The sequence below is a fragment of the Xanthomonas sp. Leaf148 genome, from assembly GCF_001423585.1.
Taxonomy (GTDB): Bacteria; Pseudomonadota; Gammaproteobacteria; order Xanthomonadales; family Xanthomonadaceae; genus Xanthomonas.
Window position 1 is genome coordinate 435,866 of the sequence record NZ_LMOP01000008.1, and the last position, 16,828, is coordinate 452,693.

17 protein-coding genes are annotated in these 16,828 nt (G+C 64.3%); 10 read left to right on the forward strand and 7 right to left on the reverse strand.

The window, feature by feature from the left end:
- Positions 1-97: 97 nt before the first annotated feature.
- A complete protein-coding gene (locus ASF90_RS06580) occupies positions 98-2,269 on the forward strand; it encodes a glycoside hydrolase family 3 N-terminal domain-containing protein (protein WP_055847479.1) in 2,172 nt (723 codons plus the stop codon).
- A 436-nt stretch (positions 2,270-2,705) separates the two neighbouring features.
- Here ASF90_RS06580 and ASF90_RS06585 read toward each other — a convergent pair whose 3' ends face one another.
- Complete coding sequence (locus ASF90_RS06585) at positions 2,706-3,884, reverse strand: PQQ-dependent sugar dehydrogenase (protein WP_055847481.1); 1,179 nt, start codon at positions 3,882-3,884, stop codon at positions 2,706-2,708.
- A gap of 181 nt (positions 3,885-4,065) precedes the next feature.
- Between ASF90_RS06585 and yiaA the strand changes: the two genes are divergently transcribed.
- A complete protein-coding gene (yiaA, locus tag ASF90_RS06590) occupies positions 4,066-4,500 on the forward strand; it encodes an inner membrane protein YiaA (protein WP_055847483.1) in 435 nt (144 codons plus the stop codon).
- Between the two features lie 52 nt (positions 4,501-4,552).
- Here the strand turns inward: yiaA and ASF90_RS06595 are convergent, their stop codons facing one another.
- The 6 genes from ASF90_RS06595 to ASF90_RS06620 all read right to left on the reverse strand — a co-directional run bounded on the left by ASF90_RS06595 (position 4,553) and on the right by ASF90_RS06620 (position 10,513).
- Positions 4,553-4,885, reverse strand: coding sequence for a hypothetical protein (locus tag ASF90_RS06595; RefSeq protein WP_055847486.1), 333 nt, complete (start codon positions 4,883-4,885; stop codon positions 4,553-4,555).
- A gap of 155 nt (positions 4,886-5,040) precedes the next feature.
- Positions 5,041-5,538: a hypothetical protein gene (locus tag ASF90_RS06600; RefSeq protein ID WP_055847490.1), complete on the reverse strand. Its 498-nt coding sequence runs from the start codon at positions 5,536-5,538 to the stop codon at positions 5,041-5,043.
- Between the two features lie 86 nt (positions 5,539-5,624).
- Positions 5,625-6,932 (reverse strand): APC family permease, encoded by a 1,308-nt coding sequence (locus tag ASF90_RS06605; RefSeq protein WP_055847492.1) that lies wholly within the window; start codon positions 6,930-6,932, stop codon positions 5,625-5,627.
- On the reverse strand, positions 6,929-7,705 hold the full coding sequence (locus tag ASF90_RS06610; protein WP_055847494.1) for a hypothetical protein: 777 nt from the start codon (positions 7,703-7,705) through the stop codon (positions 6,929-6,931). The genes ASF90_RS06605 and ASF90_RS06610 overlap by 4 nt, the downstream gene beginning before the upstream one ends.
- 304 nt (positions 7,706-8,009) lie before the next feature.
- A complete protein-coding gene (locus ASF90_RS06615) occupies positions 8,010-9,107 on the reverse strand; it encodes a dipeptide epimerase (protein WP_055847499.1) in 1,098 nt (365 codons plus the stop codon).
- Positions 9,104-10,513 carry an SH3 domain-containing protein gene (locus tag ASF90_RS06620; RefSeq protein WP_055847502.1) on the reverse strand — a complete coding sequence of 470 codons (1,410 nt, stop codon included), beginning with the start codon at positions 10,511-10,513 and terminating at the stop codon, positions 9,104-9,106. Before ASF90_RS06620 ends, ASF90_RS06615 begins: the two co-directional genes overlap by 4 nt.
- 500 nt (positions 10,514-11,013) lie before the next feature.
- On the opposite strand from ASF90_RS06620, the gene ASF90_RS06625 reads away from it, so the two are divergent.
- The 8 genes from ASF90_RS06625 to ASF90_RS06660 all read left to right on the forward strand — a co-directional run bounded on the left by ASF90_RS06625 (position 11,014) and on the right by ASF90_RS06660 (position 16,737).
- The gene (locus ASF90_RS06625; RefSeq protein WP_055847505.1) at positions 11,014-11,814 is read left to right on the forward strand and encodes an N-acetylmuramoyl-L-alanine amidase; all 801 of its coding nucleotides are present in this window, start codon (positions 11,014-11,016) and stop codon (positions 11,812-11,814) included.
- A gap of 173 nt (positions 11,815-11,987) precedes the next feature.
- Entirely contained in the window at positions 11,988-12,905 is a 918-nt protein-coding gene (locus ASF90_RS06630) for a hypothetical protein (protein WP_055847507.1), read from the forward strand.
- A gap of 231 nt (positions 12,906-13,136) precedes the next feature.
- Positions 13,137-13,808, forward strand: a complete 672-nt coding sequence (locus tag ASF90_RS06635; protein ID WP_193552613.1) for a M15 family metallopeptidase — start codon at positions 13,137-13,139, stop codon at positions 13,806-13,808.
- Positions 13,809-13,952: 144 nt separating this feature from the next.
- A complete protein-coding gene (locus ASF90_RS06640) occupies positions 13,953-14,147 on the forward strand; it encodes a CPXCG motif-containing cysteine-rich protein (RefSeq protein WP_055847510.1) in 195 nt (64 codons plus the stop codon).
- 191 nt (positions 14,148-14,338) lie between these two features.
- Entirely contained in the window at positions 14,339-14,716 is a 378-nt protein-coding gene (locus ASF90_RS06645; protein ID WP_055847514.1) for a hypothetical protein, read from the forward strand.
- A gap of 225 nt (positions 14,717-14,941) precedes the next feature.
- Positions 14,942-15,298, forward strand: coding sequence for a hypothetical protein (locus ASF90_RS06650; RefSeq protein WP_055850209.1), 357 nt, complete (start codon positions 14,942-14,944; stop codon positions 15,296-15,298).
- A 238-nt stretch (positions 15,299-15,536) separates the two neighbouring features.
- A complete protein-coding gene (locus ASF90_RS06655) occupies positions 15,537-15,941 on the forward strand; it encodes an EF-hand domain-containing protein (protein ID WP_193552637.1) in 405 nt (134 codons plus the stop codon).
- A gap of 37 nt (positions 15,942-15,978) precedes the next feature.
- A complete protein-coding gene (locus tag ASF90_RS06660; protein WP_055847521.1) occupies positions 15,979-16,737 on the forward strand; it encodes an HAD family hydrolase in 759 nt (252 codons plus the stop codon).
- Positions 16,738-16,828: the final 91 nt, after the last annotated feature.

Consider the following 16,828-nt stretch of genomic DNA (forward strand, 5'->3'; position numbering starts at 1 on the left):
ATGTCTCCAAGTCCGAATATCCGCTCCCGAAACTTGCATCATCGCGGTCGCGTCAGGCTAGAATTGCCGGCCATGTAAACGTTTTCTCAAGGATCTCATGGCTGCTGATCGCATCGAAACCCTGATTGCCCGGATGACCGTCGAAGAGAAGGTCGGACAGTTGGGTGTGTTCGCCGACATGGTGCGGCCGTTCGCACCGGACGTGAATCCCGAAGCCAATGTGCTCAACGCCGACGAGGTGCTGCAGCAGGTCCGCGAGGGCCGGGTGGGCTCGCTGTTCAATGGCGTCGGCGCCGCGCTAGGCGTGCAGATCCAGAAGGTGGCGGTCGAAGAAAGCCGCCTGGGCATTCCGGTGATTCTGGCCGCGGACGTGATTCACGGCATGCGCACGGTGTTCCCGATCCCGTTGGGCGAAGCGGCCAGCTTCGAGCCCGAGTTGGCCGAGCGCACCGCGCGCGCCACCGCGATCGAAGCCACCGCCGCCGGCCTGCACTGGACCTACGCACCGGCGGTGGACATCGCGCGCGATCAGCGCTGGGGCCGTGGCGCGGAAGGCGCCGGCGAAGACGTATTACTGGGTGCCGCATTTGCCGCCGCGCGCGTGCGCGGTTTTCAGGGCAGCGACCTCACCGCCGACGATTGCCTGCTGGCTACGCCCAAGCACTTTGCCGCCTATGGCGCGGTGGCGGCGGGTATGGAATACAACACCGTCGATATCGCGCCGCAGACGCTGCGCGATGTGCATCTGCCGCCGTTCAAGGCCGCCTTCGATGCCGGCGCATTGACGGTGATGTCCTCCTTCAACGACATCAACGGCGTGCCGGCCAGCGCCAACCACGAGTTGCTGACCGAGATCCTGCGCGGGGAATGGCAGTTTCCGGGCGTGGTGATTTCCGACTACACCGCAGACATGGAATTGATCGCGCACGGCTACGCCGCCGATGAGCGCGATGCGACCAAGAAGGCGTTTCTGGCCGGGTTGGACCTGAGCATGCAGAGCGGTTTCTATGCCGCGCATCTGCCGTCGCTGGTGGAAAGCGGCGAGGTGCCGATGGCCACGCTGGATGCCAGCGTGCGTCGCATGTTGCAGCTGAAAGAGGCCATTGGCCTGTTCGACAATCCGTATCGCTCGCTGGACCCGGCGCGCGAAGCCGATAACGCTCACTTGCCTGCACACGATGCGTTGTCGCGCGATGCGGCGCGGCGTTCGATCGTGTTGCTAAAGAACGACGGCGCGCTGCTGCCGCTGAAGAAGAGCGGGCAGCGGATCGCGTTGATCGGCCCGTTCGTGCAGGACCGCGAGAACATCGAAGGGTGTTGGACATTGTTCGGCGACAAGGCGCGTTACGTGACCCTGGAGCAGGGCGTGCGCGCCGTGGTTGGCACCGACGATCTGAGCGTTGTGCAGGGTTGTGGCCTGGAAGAGGCGCTGCCGGGCGGTATTTCGGCGGCCATCGATGCCGCACAGGCCGCCGATGTGGTGGTGCTGGCACTCGGCGAGCCGCAGCGCTTCAGTGGCGAGGCGCAGTCGCGTACCGAGATCACCTTGCCGCCGGCGCAGCAGGCGCTGGCCGAAGCGGTTGCCGCCACCGGCACGCCCATCGTGGTGTTGTTGCGCAACGGCCGCGCGTTGGCGCTGCATGGCGCGGTACGCGACGCCGAGGCGATTGCGGTGACCTGGTATCTGGGCACCCAGACCGGCACCGGTGTGGCCGATGTGTTGTTCGGCGACTACAACCCGTCCGCGCGTCTGCCGATCAGCTTTCCGCAGGTCACCGGACAGCAGCCGTATTTCTACAATCATCTGCGTACCGGCCGTCCCGAGCTGCCGACCTTGTCCGAATACAAGGCGCGTTGGCGCGAAATGCCCAACGAACCGCTGTATCCGTTTGGGCATGGCCTGAGCTACACCACGTTTGCCTATGCGCAGCCGCAGTTGAGCGCCGCGCAACTTGGGTGGGACGACACGCTGACCGTCACCACGCGCGTGACCAATACCGGAACCGTGGCCGGCGAAGAAGTGGTGCAGTTGTATGTGCACGATCGCGTGGCAAGCCGGGTGCGCCCGGTGCGCGAGCTCAAGGGGTTCCGCAAGGTGTTGTTGCAACCCGGCCAACACAAGGATGTGGTGTTCACGCTGACGCGCGAGGCGCTGGCGTTTACCAATCCCAAGGGCGTGTTCGGTGCCGAGCCCGGCGTGTTCGATGTGTGGGTGTGCGCGTCGGCCAAGAGTGGCGAAGCGGTGACGTTCGAGTTGCTTGGCGCCTGAGCGCGCTGGTCAAGGCGGTGGTGTGCCGTCGCGTCGATAAGCGGTCTGCTGCAATGAGAGCGCGTGCAAGACGTGACCAACGCCACTGACTGCCGCTTGTGCTGTTAGCGGCAGGTAGCGCGTGATGGGGCAGGGGGAGCGTGGCCTGGCCTGGCCTGCTGTCGCACCGCAGGTGCGTGTTGAGATCGACGCACCCATGCATCACGCGTTGAGGCCACCGTCGCTGCGGAGACGAGCGCGTCCCAGCGCGATAGCGCACAGGCTTACGCGGGTAGTGACAGATTGCGTTCGTGGCGCATGCCGCGCGCCGGCGAGACAGAATTGCCGCCATTGATGTGACTGTTGAGCACTGCAGAACGCGCGCCGAGATGTCGCGGTGCACTGCCTGCGCGCATCGATGCGCAGGCAGTGCCGGTATTGACCTATCTCACGCCGCTTACGCGTCGTTTTCGACCGCAGCCTTACTCTTGGGGGTGAGCTTGAGCAGACGCCCGGTGCTGCCACTGGCTTCGTCTTCCAGTAACCACAGCGCACCGTCGGGACCTTGCTCCACTTCGCGGATGCGTGCGCCCATGTCGTAGCGGGCCACTTCGCGTGGCTGATCGCCCAGCGAGACCTGCACCAGCGCCATCGACGACAGGCCGCCGATAAAGCCCTGGCCGCGCCACGCCGGGAACTGCGCGCCGTTGTAGATCACAAAACCTGCCGGCGAGATCACTGGCGTCCAGCTGATCTTGGGCGCGGCAAATTCCGGGCGCGTGTTGTGGTCGGGAATCGGCCTGCCGTCGTAGTGGTCGCCATTGGAGACGATCGGGTAGCCATAGTTGGCGCCGCGCTGGATCAGATTGAGCTCATCGCCGCCGGCCGGGCCCATCTCGTGTTCCCACAACCGGCCCCTGCCGTCGAATGCGATGCCCAGGATGTTGCGATGCCCCAGCGACCACACCTGTGCAGCCACGCCACCCTGCGCGGCGAACGGGTTGTCGGCCGGTACGCTGCCGTCGTCGTTAAGGCGGATCAATTTGCCGAGATTGGCTTTCATGTCCTGCGCCGGATCGAACTTCTGGCGCTCGCTGGAGGTGATCCACAGCTTGCCATCGGGGCCGAACGCGAGCCGGTGGCCGAAGTGGCCATTACCGGACACCTTGGGACTCTGACGCCAGATCACCTTGAGGTCGGACAAGGTGCCGCCACCGGTAGCATCCAGTGTGAGCTTGGCGCGCGCGACTGCCGCGCCGCGGATGTCGCCCTGGCCCGGTTCGGCGTAGCTCACATAGACCAAGCCATTCTTGGCGAAGCGCGGATGGGCCAGAACATCGCCAAACCCGCCCTGGCCGCCGTAAGCGACCGCTGGCACACCGGTCACGGCGCTCTTGCGATTGGTCTTGGGGTCCAGACGCATCAAAGCGCCGCGCTTTTCGCTGACCAACAGCGTGCCATCGGGCAGGAAGGTCATCGCCCAGGGTTCGTCGAAGTCGGCTACGGTGGTGGCCTGGAATGGCCATTGCGCCTTGGGAATGGAGGCGGCCGGGGCGGCCGCAGGTGCGGCCAGTGCGGCGCCGGTGGCGAACAGGGTGGCCGAACAGGCCAGAGCAAGCAGACGACGGATAGACATGAGGTCCTCCAGGGGATAGGCACGGTCACGCTGCAGCCCTCCCACAACGTGTTCCGCGTCGGGTTTTCAAGTACCTTACACGACGCTAGCGGGGCCGCCCTGTCGCAGATCACTCTCCGCAGGTCGGCCGCGTCTCACATCGTTGTTTCATCCTGCAGTTTCACCATGAAAAGGAGTTTCCATGGCCACGCAAAAAACCTCGCCCGCCTTTATCGCTGCGTCGTGGGCTGCCTTGTTGGCAGGCAGCGCTGCGTATCTGATCGGCTTATGGAACGCGCAGATGTTGCTCAACGAGAAGGGCTACTACTTCACGCTGCTGTTGTTTGGTCTGTTCGCCTCGGTGTCATTGCAAAAAAGCGTGCGTGACCGCGCGGACGGGATTCCGGTGACGGGTCTTTACTATGCCATCTGCTGGTTCTCGCTGATCATCGCCCTGGTGCTGCTGGCGATCGGCCTGATCAACGCAACGTTGCTGCTGAGCGAAAAAGGCTTTTATGCAATGGCGTATGCGTTGAGCCTGTTTGGCGCAGTCGCCGTGCAGAAAAATACGCGCGATGCGATGGATGCAGACGCAACCCAGCACACCTCGCGTGTCGCACCGCCGCCGCTCGACTGACGGGCGACTCTCCTTGATACAACAACGCCACCTCGACGGTGGCGTTGTTTGTTTACGGCTTTGGCTTGCTGTCGCCCGAGACGAAATCCGCTGCGTTTTCCCACGCGCGCTTGACGGCGTGTCGGGCCTTGCTCCAGCTCAAACCATCGGTGCCGCGCTTGGCTTCCCAATCGCGATGCAGTTCGGCTTCGACCTGATCGTAGGCGCGCGCATTCTCGCGGATCCGTGCTTCATGCCCGACCAGATAAGCGCTTTCGTAATCTTCGTAACGGTCGCCTTCGGTGTAATACGGCTCTTCGGTAAAACGTTCACGCCAATAGCTGGATACGTTCTGGCTGCGGTCTTCGTCCGGCGCGCGGCCTGGAATCTGATACGGCACGTTCATGCTCGTCTCCGTCATTGCGAATGTGCGAACCAACTTAGGCAGCGGGGTGTTAACAGCGCGGCACGCGGGGTGATGGTTGGGTCAAGGCGACGTTGCAGCTGCGCTCATGCATCGCTCTAAACAGGCGAGCTGCGTTTATCCGCGTGCGATGCCTTTCATACCGCTGCCGACGCTGCCTCATACGGCAGCGGTTTGGCGCCGGCAGCGACGATTGACGGCTCCGCGGCCTGCAGCGCCTGTTCGTCGGCATCGATGACGACCAAGATGCGTCCGGCTTCGATTTCGTCCTCGAACTGACGGCGCACCGGGTCGGGCACGGTGGCGCCGATCAGGGCCGACGACCAACTGCCCACCAGCGCGCCGGCCAGTGCCATGACGCCAACGCCGGCCAGGGTCAGGCCGATTGGCGGCACAGCGACTGCCACCAGGCCTGCCACCAACCCGGCCGCGCCACCGGTGGCCGCGCCGCGTGCTGCGGCCGGCACAAAATCGGTCTTGGCGTCCTTGCGCTCGTCCGGTACGTCGTGCAGTTCGATATCCGAGCGGGCGATCAGCGACAACGCCTCATTGTCGATGCCGGCGCTGCGTGCGGACTGCAGTACGCGTTGCGCGCTTTCAAGATCGGGTGTGCTGTAGACGCGACGCAGTTTCATCGCAAGCTCCCATGCAAGTGAGAGTGCAGCGTTGGGCGTGCCCGGTTAGACCTGCGTGAGCGCGGCGCGAGCGTGTTGCGAAGCTGCTACACCGTCTTGCGCGGAAACAGGTAAAACGCCCAGCCCACCAGCAATGCCACGCCCGCAGCTGCCAGATTTTGCCAGCTGGCGCTGGCCAGCAAGCCGAGCGATAGTAACAACGCAGCGACGGGAATGAGTGGACCTCCCGGCAATCGTAGCGTGTCGGTGCGCTGCCGATAGCGGCGCGCCAGCACGATCACCGCCGCCGCCGTGCCGATGTAGGCAAACAAGCGCGTGACCATCGACAGCAGTGCCAGCTGGGTGAACGAGCCCGACAACGCGAGCGCCAGCGACAACACGCCCTGGGTGAGCACCGCGGCTGCGGGAGTATGAAAGCGCGGATGCACGCGCGCCAGAAACGCCGGTCCGTAGCCGTCCTGCGCGAGCGCGAACAGAAAGCGCGGACCGAGCATCACTGTGTTGCTGGTCGTGCCCAGGATGGAGATGGTGGCGCCCACGGTTAGAATCAGCGCCAGCGCCTCGCCGCCGAAGCCGCTGGCCGCATCCGCCAACGGGGTGGGCGAGGCCGCCAGATTGGGCAGCGTCCCTTGCGCGACAACCTGTACGGCGGCGTAGATCACGGTCACCGTGACGATCATGGTGATGAGCGCAAATGGCACGTCGCGGCGCGGGTTGCGGTATTCGCCGGCCGCTGCAGGAATGTTTTCGAAACCCGCATACGCAAACAGCAGTAGCAGGGCGGCCTCGCCGAGATTGCCCAGGTCGCGCAGGTCAGGAGATTTGCCGGCAAACGCCCACGACCAGTCCACATAGAACAGCCCGATTGCCACGAACAACAGCAACGGCACCAGTTTGCCGATCACCAGGACGATGCCGGTGCGCGCAGCCGACTTGACGCCGATGACGTTGATCGCGGTCAGCACACCGAGCGAGCCGACCACGACCAAGGTGCGCGCCCATGCATCGGTGGAAGCGGTGGGCCAGAACCGCGCCACCGCATCGGCCAGCCCGTTGCTCAACGCCGCCGCCGAACTGATACGGGTGAGCCAGATCATCCAGCCGATCTGAAACCCGACAAAGGGGCCAAACGCCTCGCGCGTGTAGAGGTAACTGCCGCCGGGCGTATCGAAATAGCTTGCCGCCTGCGCGTAACACAGCACCAGCAAGGCCACCGCCAGCCCGGCCAGCATCACCGCCCACAGGCTCATCGGCCCCAGTAGCGCCGCGGTGGCCGCGGGCAATAGATAGATGCCGCTGCCGATGACATCGTTGATCGATAAACCGACGATCTGCCAGCGGCTGACCACACGCACCAGGCCGGTGCTATCGGACGGGGGCGCGGGCGTGCTCATGGTGCGGCCTCGACCAGATCGGGCAACTGCCACTGCGCTTGCAGGCGTGCGTAATCGGCGCGCGGCAGCAACACGAAGAGCGGCTTGTCCGCGGGTTTCAACCACGCCAGCAGATGCTGCATGTCGGCAGGCTGCATCGCCGTGCAGCCGGCGGTGAACTGTCCCGGAGTGCGCCACAGATGCGCAAAGATACAGCTGCCGCGCCCGGCAATATTGTTGGGGTTATGCGCGATGACGAAACCTTCGCGATACCGCGCATCGCCGGGATGGCGCAGGTCCAGGCGCATCGGCTCGGTGGAACCGGCCACCGCCGCTTCACCGACCAGCGCGGCATCGACGATGCGGTTGTAAAGCGGCGAGCTGGGCACATCCATGCAGTAATGCGTGGCGCTCATGGCCTGATACGGCATGGCGCTGTCGATGCTGGCGGAATAGCCAAATGCCGGGCCGATGGCAAAGACCCCGGCCGGGCTGCGGCCATCGCCTTCGCGCTTCTGTGGGCCTTGCGATTGCGCCGGGTGCAGACCTTCGCCCCAGGCGCTGCCATGCCGGCCGAGTGCGACCGCGAAGCCTGGCGCGGCTGGCGTCCATTGGCCATCGACACGCGTAAAGGTCTGCAGCCGCGCCTGCGTGCTGTTCCAGTCCGGCGTGGTTACCACGATCAGCGCGCGTGCCTGCTGCAGCGCCTCGATCGGTTCGCCTGCGGCGGCGCCATTGCTGCACAGTGCCAGCGCCAGGAGCAGGGTGGATCGCAACAGGATGGCAAGGCGCATGCGGGCTCCGGACGGCAGGGGACGAACTGGTGAGAGTGGCGATGCATCTGTGTGGATGACGGCACGCCTACCGTAACCGATGGTGTCGGGTGGGGCAGGCCTACTGTACCCAGCAATGCGCGTGTGTGGCGCATGGCGATGTCGACTGCATGTGTGTCTTTGCAGTGCTGCGCTGGAATCACGATCGCTGCGTGCGTCGTTTTTCTACGGCATGGATCGCGCAAGCGGCTGGTTGGGAAATGCGCATGTTCCTAATCGATTGCTCGGTTGCTTGCCGCCCGACATGTCGCTTGCAACGGCCAGGTCAATCGGGCAACAGCTCCAACCCGCGGATACGGCGGATACCCAGACCCGGCGAATCGTCGATATGGATCTGCGCCTCATCGAACTGCACGCCGCCCTCGGTGGGGTCGAACTGCCCCAGCGCCGGCGCATCCAGATCGGCCAGGGTGATGCTGTCGGCCTTTGCTACCGCCAGATGCACGGCTGCCGCAACGCTGATGCTGGATTCGATCATGCACCCGATCATGCACGGCACGCCGTACAGCGCAGCGATATCGGCGATGCGGATGGCATTGGACAGGCCGCCGGTCTTCATCAGTTTGATGTTGACGATGTCGGCCGCGCGACGCTGGAGAAGGTCGATCACCTGCGATGGTGAGAACACGCTTTCGTCGGCCATCACCGGGGTGTCGATACGCGCGGTGACGAAGGCCAGGCCATCGATATCGGCGGCCTTGACCGGTTGTTCGAGCAATTCCAGCACGATGCCGGCATCTTCCAGCACGCGCATGCTGCGCACCGCCTGTTTGGGTGTCCAGCCCTGGTTGGCATCCAGGCGCAGCGATGCGCGCCCATCGACGGCTGCGTGGATCGCCTTGACGCGTTCGACATCCGATGCGCTGTCCTTACCCACTTTGATCTTCAGCGATCGATAGCCGCGCGCCAATGCCGCCTGCGCCTGCGCGACCATGATGTCGATGCGATCGGCGCTAATGGTGATGTCGGTGGTGATGCGCGGCGTGCCGCCACCGAGCAACTGATAGAGCGGCGCACCGAAGGACTGCGCCCATAGATCGTAGAGCGCGATTTCCACCGCGGCTTTGGCGCTGGTATTGCGTTCCAGCGCATGCTGCACCAGACCGCACAGCCGATTGAGATCGGCTACATCCTGGCCGATCACACGCGGTGCGATGCACTGCTGGATCGCGGCAATGATGCTGCCGTGCGTGTCGCCGGTGATCGGCGCGGTGGGCGGCGCGGCGCCATAGCCGATATGTCCGCTATCGGTTTGCAGCAGCACCACCACGTCTTCGATCGCCTGCACGGTGCGTACCGCAGTCTTGAACGGTGTTTTCAATGGCACGCGCAGCATGCCGAGGCGGAAGCCGGTGATCTTCATGGGGAGCCGATCGGCGCGATGCGCTGGATGCGAGTGATGTGATCGATGAATGGTGTGCCATCGGTGGCCAGCAACGGCAACAGCGGCGTCACCGACACGCCGTTCAAGCGCGCGCGCTGCACACTGCCGTCGGCAGCGCGATAGTTGGCGCCGGCTACATCGTGAATCACCCACAGTGTGCCGCGCTCATGCCCGATCACCAACATCACGTGGCCAGGGATATAGATCAGGTCGCCGATGCGCAGCAGCGCCAGCTGCTGCAGACGCTGCGGTCGCGGCGCGCGTGCATCGAACGCAGCAGTGCGCAGCGCCGGGCTGCGCGCCTGATCGCCGGTATTGCGCGGCAGCGCAATCCCCAGACTGCGATAGATATCCAGCACAAACCCACTGCAATCGCGGGCGTCGTAATCGTTGCCCCAGCCGTAGCGTTCGCCGAGAAACTTGAACGCCTGGCGCAGCAATGCGGCATTGGTCGCGGGCAAGGGGCCAATGTGCACATCGACGCCACGCGGGATCAGGGCAGGCAGCAGTTGCAAGCCACCATCGGCATCGCGCACTGGGAGTTGCACCACGTGGGCCGCCAGCGGCAGTTGTCCGTTGACCGGCTGTTGCGGTGGCCAATCGGCATGCAGGGGCAGGCTGGTGCCCATGTCCAGCGACAGTGCCGAGAGGGCAGGCAGTTCGGGGGTGTACGCGGTTTGCACGCGTGCACCGGTGACGAGTATGCGTGGGCTGCGGTGTGCGTACTGCAGCACCTGCTCGCGACTGCCTTCGGCGATCTTGTCGGCAGCGATCCACGCCGCGTAGTTGGCCGCAAGCACAAACCGCCACGCGCCATCGGCACTGGTATGCAGCACGGCCACCGGCGTGCCTGGATACAGCGCGGACTCCTGAAAGCGGTCGATATCAAGATCGTCGGGACTGATGAACACGCGCTGGGAGGTGGGGAAGGTGCGCAGTGCCGCGCGCTGGACGACCAGTGCGAAGTGCGGCGCCACGTTTTCAGGAATTGCGTCCAATGCCAGCGTGTGGCGCAGCTCCGACAGGCGCGCTGCGTCGATACGCTGTCCATCCATACCGTACAACGCACGGGTTGGTGGCGCCGACAGCGCCTCGATCCGCGCTCGCACTGCAGCGCCGGGCATGACCTCGGGCAGCTGCGACAGATCGTGCATGGACGCATCGTCGCGCAACAGGCGGGCATTGAAGGTTGCGATCTGTGCGGCGTTCAAGTGCAGCGCCTGCGCTTTGCTGCTGCGCTGGATCCAGTAGTCCGGCGTCAGTTGCGTGTCGCTGACGGCGAAGGGTGCCGCTTGCGAAGCGGGCATGCTCGCGGGTGCGCCTCCGCACGGCAGCGCGAGTGCGATCAGCAGCAACGTCAGCAGGCGGCGCAACAGTGGCGGCATGAAAAACTCTCGATGAATGCATGTGGCGTGCAGTGCAGCGTGGAGGGAACAACAGCGTGCCGGCTTCCATTTGCTGCAACTGCGAGACTGATCGGGAGTGTACGCGGGACGCCTCGCGGTGCGGAGACTGCCAGCGGTGATCGCTTTGCAAAGGCGCGTGATTGCCTGGTGTGTGATGACGTGCCGCTGCCATGGGAGACGCCTCGGTCGAGTGGTCGTTGCCGCGCGCCTTGCCGCCGCGCCAACGCTGACGCGTTGTCTTGCCACCCGCACCTGCGGCACTCGGCAGACCATACCGTCGCCGGAAGCTGCATGCCGCACCGGTCGCGGGCGAAGGTTTGCGACCAGTCATACATAACTGCAGTGGCTGTCAGCGGACGCGGCCACGACGCGGAATCGGCATCGCCTCTCGTACACTGCAGTTGTCCGCATCTGTGTCCATCTGGCGACTGATTGCCAGCTGGTGTCAGCCGCCCTGAATGCCCGTCAAGAGAAACCCGATGTCGCCTATTTCCCAATCGTGTTCATCGGCCTGGCTGCGGGCACTGGTTTGCCTGGCTGCGTTGTCGCTAGGTGCTTGCGCGCATGCACCGCAACGCAACCCGCTTGCGCAGTGGGTGCCGTCGCCCAATTACGACACCCGGCGGCCGATTCTGATCGTGCTGCACTTCACCGACCAGCACTCGGTGCAGCAGAGCCTGAGCACGCTGCGTGGGCGCAACAGCGGCGGCCGCGTCAGTGCGCATTACCTGATCGGCGAGGATGGGCAGCGCTACCAGTTGGTCAGCGACGCGCAGCGCGCCTGGCATGGCGGCTCCGGTCGCTGGGGCACCATCACCGACATCAATTCGGCTTCGATCGGCATTGAACTGGACAACGACGGCAGCGAAGCGTTCGCGCCAGCGCAGATCGACAGCCTGCTGGTGTTGCTGCAAGACCTGTGCACGCGTCTGCGGATCCCGCGCACCCATATCGTCGGTCATGAAGACGTCGCTCCTACACGCAAGAACGACCCGGGCCCGCTGTTTCCCTGGAAACGCCTGGCCGATGCCGGCTACGGCCGCTGGCCCGCGCCGGACGCTCCGTCAGCACCGGCAGGCTTCGATCCCTGGCAGGCGCTTGCGTTGCTTGGCTATAGCCTCGACGACCCCGCCGCCACGCTGCAGGCCTTCCATCACCACTATCGCGGCAACAGCGCCAGTACGCTGGATGCCGAGGATTTGCGGATCCTGCATGCGTTGACACGACTCACCACTTCTCCCGCTGTGCCACTGACTCCGGGCGAGCTCGAAGCCAAGTGACGCGGTGCATCAGCGCGTGGGAAGGCGGGCTCCATTGGCGGCAGAGCGGGCCGCGTTAGGTGTGGAAGGAGTTAGGTGCCTTTCGTGATTGAGGCGGTTTTGTAAATCCACTGGATCTGCAGCGCATTCTTGATAGGGTTTTCCCCTGCCAATGATTGAAAGGATGTCGCGTGATGAGTCTCAGGAAGACAGCACTGTGTGCGGCAACGATGCTGGTCCTTGGCGGTTGTTCGGACAAGGCCAGCGACACGGCTCAGGCCGGCGCGCCGCCTGCGCCTACCGAGACGGCAGCCGCAACACCGACGACGTCTCCCGCAGCGCAGCCCCAGCAAGTTACCGCCGAGGTGCCGGCCGCTGGGCAAGTGCTGAACGACGTTTATGGAATGAAGGGCGACGGCTCAGCGTCCTACACCGTCGACAACGGTGCTCTGGCCACTTTCTGGTATGGCTATCGCTTCGACTTGGGCGGCAAGCACTACTACACCGGCTTCGCCAATGCCGGGCCCGGAAAGTATGGCAAGGCAGAGGAAAGCGACGGCCCAGATCCCGGCGTTGGGGTCAGCATTAGCCAAGCGACGTATGTGCTGGACGCAGTGGACGGCAAGCCGACCTGGACGCTGTTCCACGCCCAGCAGTGGGCCGGCGATTTCGGCGCGAACGAGAAGGCCGATCCGCTCGATGAGAAGCGCAAATCGCAAAGCACCGAAACCAAGGACGGCCACCTGCTTCTGGCGGTGCCGACCACACGGTTCGCAACCGGCGTCAGCATCCCGGGCTTCGCTATTTTCAGCTTCGACCCGAACAAGAACGACCTCGGCGATTACAAGGGCTGGGTTTACTTGGGTACCGTTGCGACCGGTGAAGACAACAGTGCAGCGTGCGACGACGGCGGGACGATGAAATGCGCCTCCAGCAGCGGTACGCTGAGCCTTGAGCCGAACAAGACTGGTTCCATGCCGACGCTGCGCGTTCTCATGACAGGCACTGCCGTCTCCGGTCCAGGCAAGGTCCGTGTCCTGGACGCCGCCGATACGGTGACCTACACCTTCGACGCGTCCAAACAGCAGTACACCCCGCCGCTGGATCAGTGAGCACTGCTCGAGCACCTTCGTGTCTTTCACGACCATCCCGCTGCGCGACGCTAGGCTCTCAAGTGCCTTCTGTCAGTATCTGTCCTTCTCAAGGAATAGATTGCTCAGGCGTTTGTTGATGCATCGATCGCCTATGCTTCGCAAATGGCGTACACCCCTCCAGTCCACATTCCAACGGTGCCTTCGGGCTGCCAAAAGCCTGCACTGCCGTGGCTGTTACTTACAGGGTCGTTGGTAAGCACATGCTTCGCTGCCACCGCAGCGCCGGTCATTTCGCCGGCGACCACTGCTGCAGAAGTTGGCCTGATCGATGTGCGCACGCTTGCGCCGGAGATCGCCGTCGACATGCGCTATGCGGGAAGCGACAACTTCACCGGACGCGTGGTGCCTGGGTATCTCGCGCCGCGGTGTTATCTGTTACGCCCGGCAGCCGAGGCGTTGGCCAAGGTGGCGCGTACGCTCAAGGCAGCGGGATATCGCTTGCAGGTGTTCGACTGTTATCGGCCTGTGCGTGCGGTGCATGCATTCGTGGCATGGGCGGCGGATCTGCAGGATCAATCGACCAAGCCGCAGTACTACCCACGTGTGGACAAGCGGGCGCTGTTGGGCGACTACATCGCCGAGACCTCTGGACATAGCCGCGGCGCGACCCTGGACCTGGGCCTGCTCGACTGCCGGCGCGGTGCGTGTGATGCGGTGGAGATGGGCACCGACTTCGATTTCTTCGATCCGCGTGCGCATACCGATGCACCCGAGATCAGCAGCGCGCAGCGTGCGCATCGCCAGCGCCTGTTGCGTGCGATGGCCGCCGAGGGATTTGCCAACTATCCGATGGAATGGTGGCATTTCACTTTCCGTCCCGAGCCCACGCCTGATACCGCTTACGATGTACCGGTGGACTGAGCGCGCCCACGCTCAGCCGCAACGGCTGCCGGTCTGGTTCTACGCGTGCAGTCGGTCCATCACTCGTACACTGCGGTCTTTGGCGCGGTGTTTGCCGCTTGGCCGGCCAACCGTCACGCTGCGCCTGCTGCTTGAGGAATCGTCATGTCCGACCCGGAACGCTTTTTGGATATTGCCTGCCCGTATTGCGGGGAGTGGATTACGCTGACGCTGGATCTTAGCGGTGGCGATCAGCAGTACATCGAAGATTGCCAGGTGTGCTGCAAGCCGATTTCGGTCAACGTGCAATGGGACGAGGATGGCGAGGCGCAGGTGACCGCGCGTGGTCAGGACGACTGAAGCGGCCTTGCCGACCGGACCTTTGCTCTCAGAGGCAGCAGATCGGGTGACCTGCCGTACTCTCTTTCATGCAGGCGCCTGGCACGCAGTCGCCGCTGCCTCGTTCGCGCGCTCGTCCACCAATTCGGCTTGCACCCGGATCTCTTGCCCTTAGCCGCTAGACTGGCGCGCCTGCTGCCTGGATCGTCACGATGAACCTGCCCCTGCACTTCGGCCTGCTTGGTTCGCTGGAGGCCGGCCTGATCGCGCTGGTGCTTGGGGTGCTGTTGTTCGCCGCGGTCGAGTACATCGGCCGACGCCTGCAATTCACCCACGGCCACACGCTGGGAATCGCCTGCCTGCTTGCCGTGGCCATCGGTGCCGGCTACGACATCTGGAATCTCGTCTACACCAGCATCGTCCGGCTGGAGTCGCCGTTGTATGCGCGGCTTGCACTGGCAAAGATTCACGACCCCAACGAACTGGGCTCGCGCGTCGTCCTCGAAGTGGCCGGTGCAATCGCCGGCGTTGTCGTGGGTTGGAAACTGTTCAGTTCTGGAAGCTGGGACGACGACACCCCGAACGCCTGAGGCGTATCGAAAAAATGCGGCGCAGTTCGCAAAAATTTCCACGTTGAATGCGCTGCTTCTGTTTGACTCACCAGCCGCTAACAGGCGGCTACGCACAACGCTCGGCGCTGTGGTTAAAAGGATGTTTTGCGGGAAATTAGCGCAGGTTGAGCGTTCATTTGCGATGGGTAGTGTGGTGCCATGTGCGGCGACACCGTGCATTCCCAAGCCAAGGAGACCACCCAAATGAAGAATCGCAACCGCATCTCGCTGCTCGCCGCCACTGCCGCTCTTGCTGCCGCTCTGGCGCTGCCGGCCATGGCGCAAAGCACCTCTCAGGATGCCGCAGCGCAGTCGGGAAGTTCGGCAACCGGGGCTCCGACCGGTAGTTCGAATTCCGGCGGTGGTGGGCAGACCTGGGCCAGCGTGGATACCGACAGCGACGGCGCGATCAGCAAGCAGGAAGCGCAGGTCAACGCAGGGCTCGCACAGATCTTCGACCAGGCCGATGGCAACACCGACGGCAAGCTGACCCCGGATGAGTACAAGGCATTCGTCGCCAAGCAGCAGGGTGGTGGCGCAGCCGGCTCGCAGGGAAACTGATCGGCACTGCCGCGATACACCCCTTGGATTTGCACCGATCGAAGAGGAGTGGCGTCTAAATGAGAAATAGCGAATGAGCCGCGTGCCGTAGAGCAGGCGCGCCATCGAACAGGATGGACACACGGGAGCGGCCTGCCAGGGTCGCTCCCGTTTTCTTTACGTCATCCCCGCTACGGTGACACGGTCCAACTCTGGCCTTCTTCCTATGCTGCAGCTGCGCGTTACCTTACTGGCCGGCCTGTGCAGTCCGCTGCTCGCGTTCGCCGCGCCGCCGGAGTTGCCGCCGGCCACCGCGCAGCAACCGCTTGTGCCGCCTGGCAGCAATGCTCCGGCCATGTCGCCCTTGCCGATCGAGCCGCCGCCTCCTGCAACGACTCCGCTGTTACCCACAGATCCCTCTGGTCCGCCCCGCGCCCGGAGCGGTGCCGAGTCCTCGGTGGCGTCGCCTGCCGGGACGCTGGCGCCGCGCAGCTTCCGCAGCCTGGATCGCGATGCCGACGGCTCGCTGACGCCGACAGAGGCCGCTGCCGACCCGATCCTGCGCGAGAAGTTCGGCGATTTCGACAGCAACGGCGACGGACGCCTGTCGCGCGATGAATTTGCCAGCTATCAACCCGGACCGGGCGACGCCGCGGGCGACTGACCGCAGCAGCGTGCTGGTGCGCTGCTAGACTTGCGCGATGACTTCTTTTGCACAGCGCGACGGCCAGGCGATTCAACTGGTCGGCTTCGATGGCGACGATACCCTCTGGAAAAGCGAGGACTATTACCGCAGCGCCGAAGCGGATTTCGAAGCGATCCTGGCCGGCTATCTCGACCTGGGCGACAGTGGCATGCAGCAGCACCTGCTGGCGGTGGAGCGGCGCAACCTGAAGGTGTTCGGCTACGGCGCCAAGGGCATGACGCTGTCGATGATCGAAACCGCCATCGAACTGACCGACGCCCGCATCGACGCGCGCGACATTCAGCGCATCGTCGAGATCGGACGCGCCACGCTGCAGCACCCGGTAGATGTGATCGCCGGGGTGCGCGAGGCGGTCAGCGCCATCGCCGCGGACTATGCGGTGGTGTTGATCACCAAGGGCGACCTGTTCCATCAGGAGCAGAAGATCGCGCAGTCCGGCCTGACCGATCTGTTCCCGCGAGTCGAAGTGGTGTCCGAAAAGGACCCCCAGACCTACGCGCGCGTGCTCGGCGAATTCGACCTGCCGGCGCAGCGCTTCGTGATGATCGGCAACTCGTTGCGCTCCGATGTGGAGCCGGTACTGGCGATCGGCGGCTGGGGCATCTACACCCCCTACGCGGTGACCTGGGCGCATGAGCAAGAGCACAGCGTCGCTGCCGACGAGCCGCGCATGCGCGAAGTGCCCGATGCCGCAGGCTGGCCGGCCGCCGTGCATGCGCTGGATGCGCTGGCTGGGCGGCACGCGCTAAGCTAAGCGCCGCGGCACGCGTCTGCGGTTAGAAGGAGCGGTCGCGACCGCTTGGGATACGTGCTCCGTGCCGACGTGCCTTCAGTGGTTGCACTGC

Bases quoted from the DNA above. Each gene is read 5' to 3' on its own strand.
- ASF90_RS06580 (WP_055847479.1), top strand. From the start codon at position 98: ATGGCTGCTGATCGCATCGAAACCCTGATTGCCCGGATGACCGTCGAA.
- ASF90_RS06585 (WP_055847481.1), bottom strand. From the start codon at position 3,884: ATGTCTATCCGTCGTCTGCTTGCTCTGGCCTGTTCGGCCACCCTGTTC.
- yiaA (WP_055847483.1), top strand. From the start codon at position 4,066: ATGGCCACGCAAAAAACCTCGCCCGCCTTTATCGCTGCGTCGTGGGCT.
- ASF90_RS06595 (WP_055847486.1), bottom strand. From the start codon at position 4,885: ATGAACGTGCCGTATCAGATTCCAGGCCGCGCGCCGGACGAAGACCGC.
- ASF90_RS06600 (WP_055847490.1), bottom strand. From the start codon at position 5,538: ATGAAACTGCGTCGCGTCTACAGCACACCCGATCTTGAAAGCGCGCAA.
- ASF90_RS06605 (WP_055847492.1), bottom strand. From the start codon at position 6,932: ATGAGCACGCCCGCGCCCCCGTCCGATAGCACCGGCCTGGTGCGTGTG.
- ASF90_RS06610 (WP_055847494.1), bottom strand. From the start codon at position 7,705: ATGCGCCTTGCCATCCTGTTGCGATCCACCCTGCTCCTGGCGCTGGCA.
- ASF90_RS06615 (WP_055847499.1), bottom strand. From the start codon at position 9,107: ATGAAGATCACCGGCTTCCGCCTCGGCATGCTGCGCGTGCCATTGAAA.
- ASF90_RS06620 (WP_055847502.1), bottom strand. From the start codon at position 10,513: ATGCCGCCACTGTTGCGCCGCCTGCTGACGTTGCTGCTGATCGCACTC.
- ASF90_RS06625 (WP_055847505.1), top strand. From the start codon at position 11,014: ATGTCGCCTATTTCCCAATCGTGTTCATCGGCCTGGCTGCGGGCACTG.
- ASF90_RS06630 (WP_055847507.1), top strand. From the start codon at position 11,988: ATGAGTCTCAGGAAGACAGCACTGTGTGCGGCAACGATGCTGGTCCTT.
- ASF90_RS06640 (WP_055847510.1), top strand. From the start codon at position 13,953: ATGTCCGACCCGGAACGCTTTTTGGATATTGCCTGCCCGTATTGCGGG.
- ASF90_RS06645 (WP_055847514.1), top strand. From the start codon at position 14,339: ATGAACCTGCCCCTGCACTTCGGCCTGCTTGGTTCGCTGGAGGCCGGC.
- ASF90_RS06650 (WP_055850209.1), top strand. From the start codon at position 14,942: ATGAAGAATCGCAACCGCATCTCGCTGCTCGCCGCCACTGCCGCTCTT.
- ASF90_RS06660 (WP_055847521.1), top strand. From the start codon at position 15,979: ATGACTTCTTTTGCACAGCGCGACGGCCAGGCGATTCAACTGGTCGGC.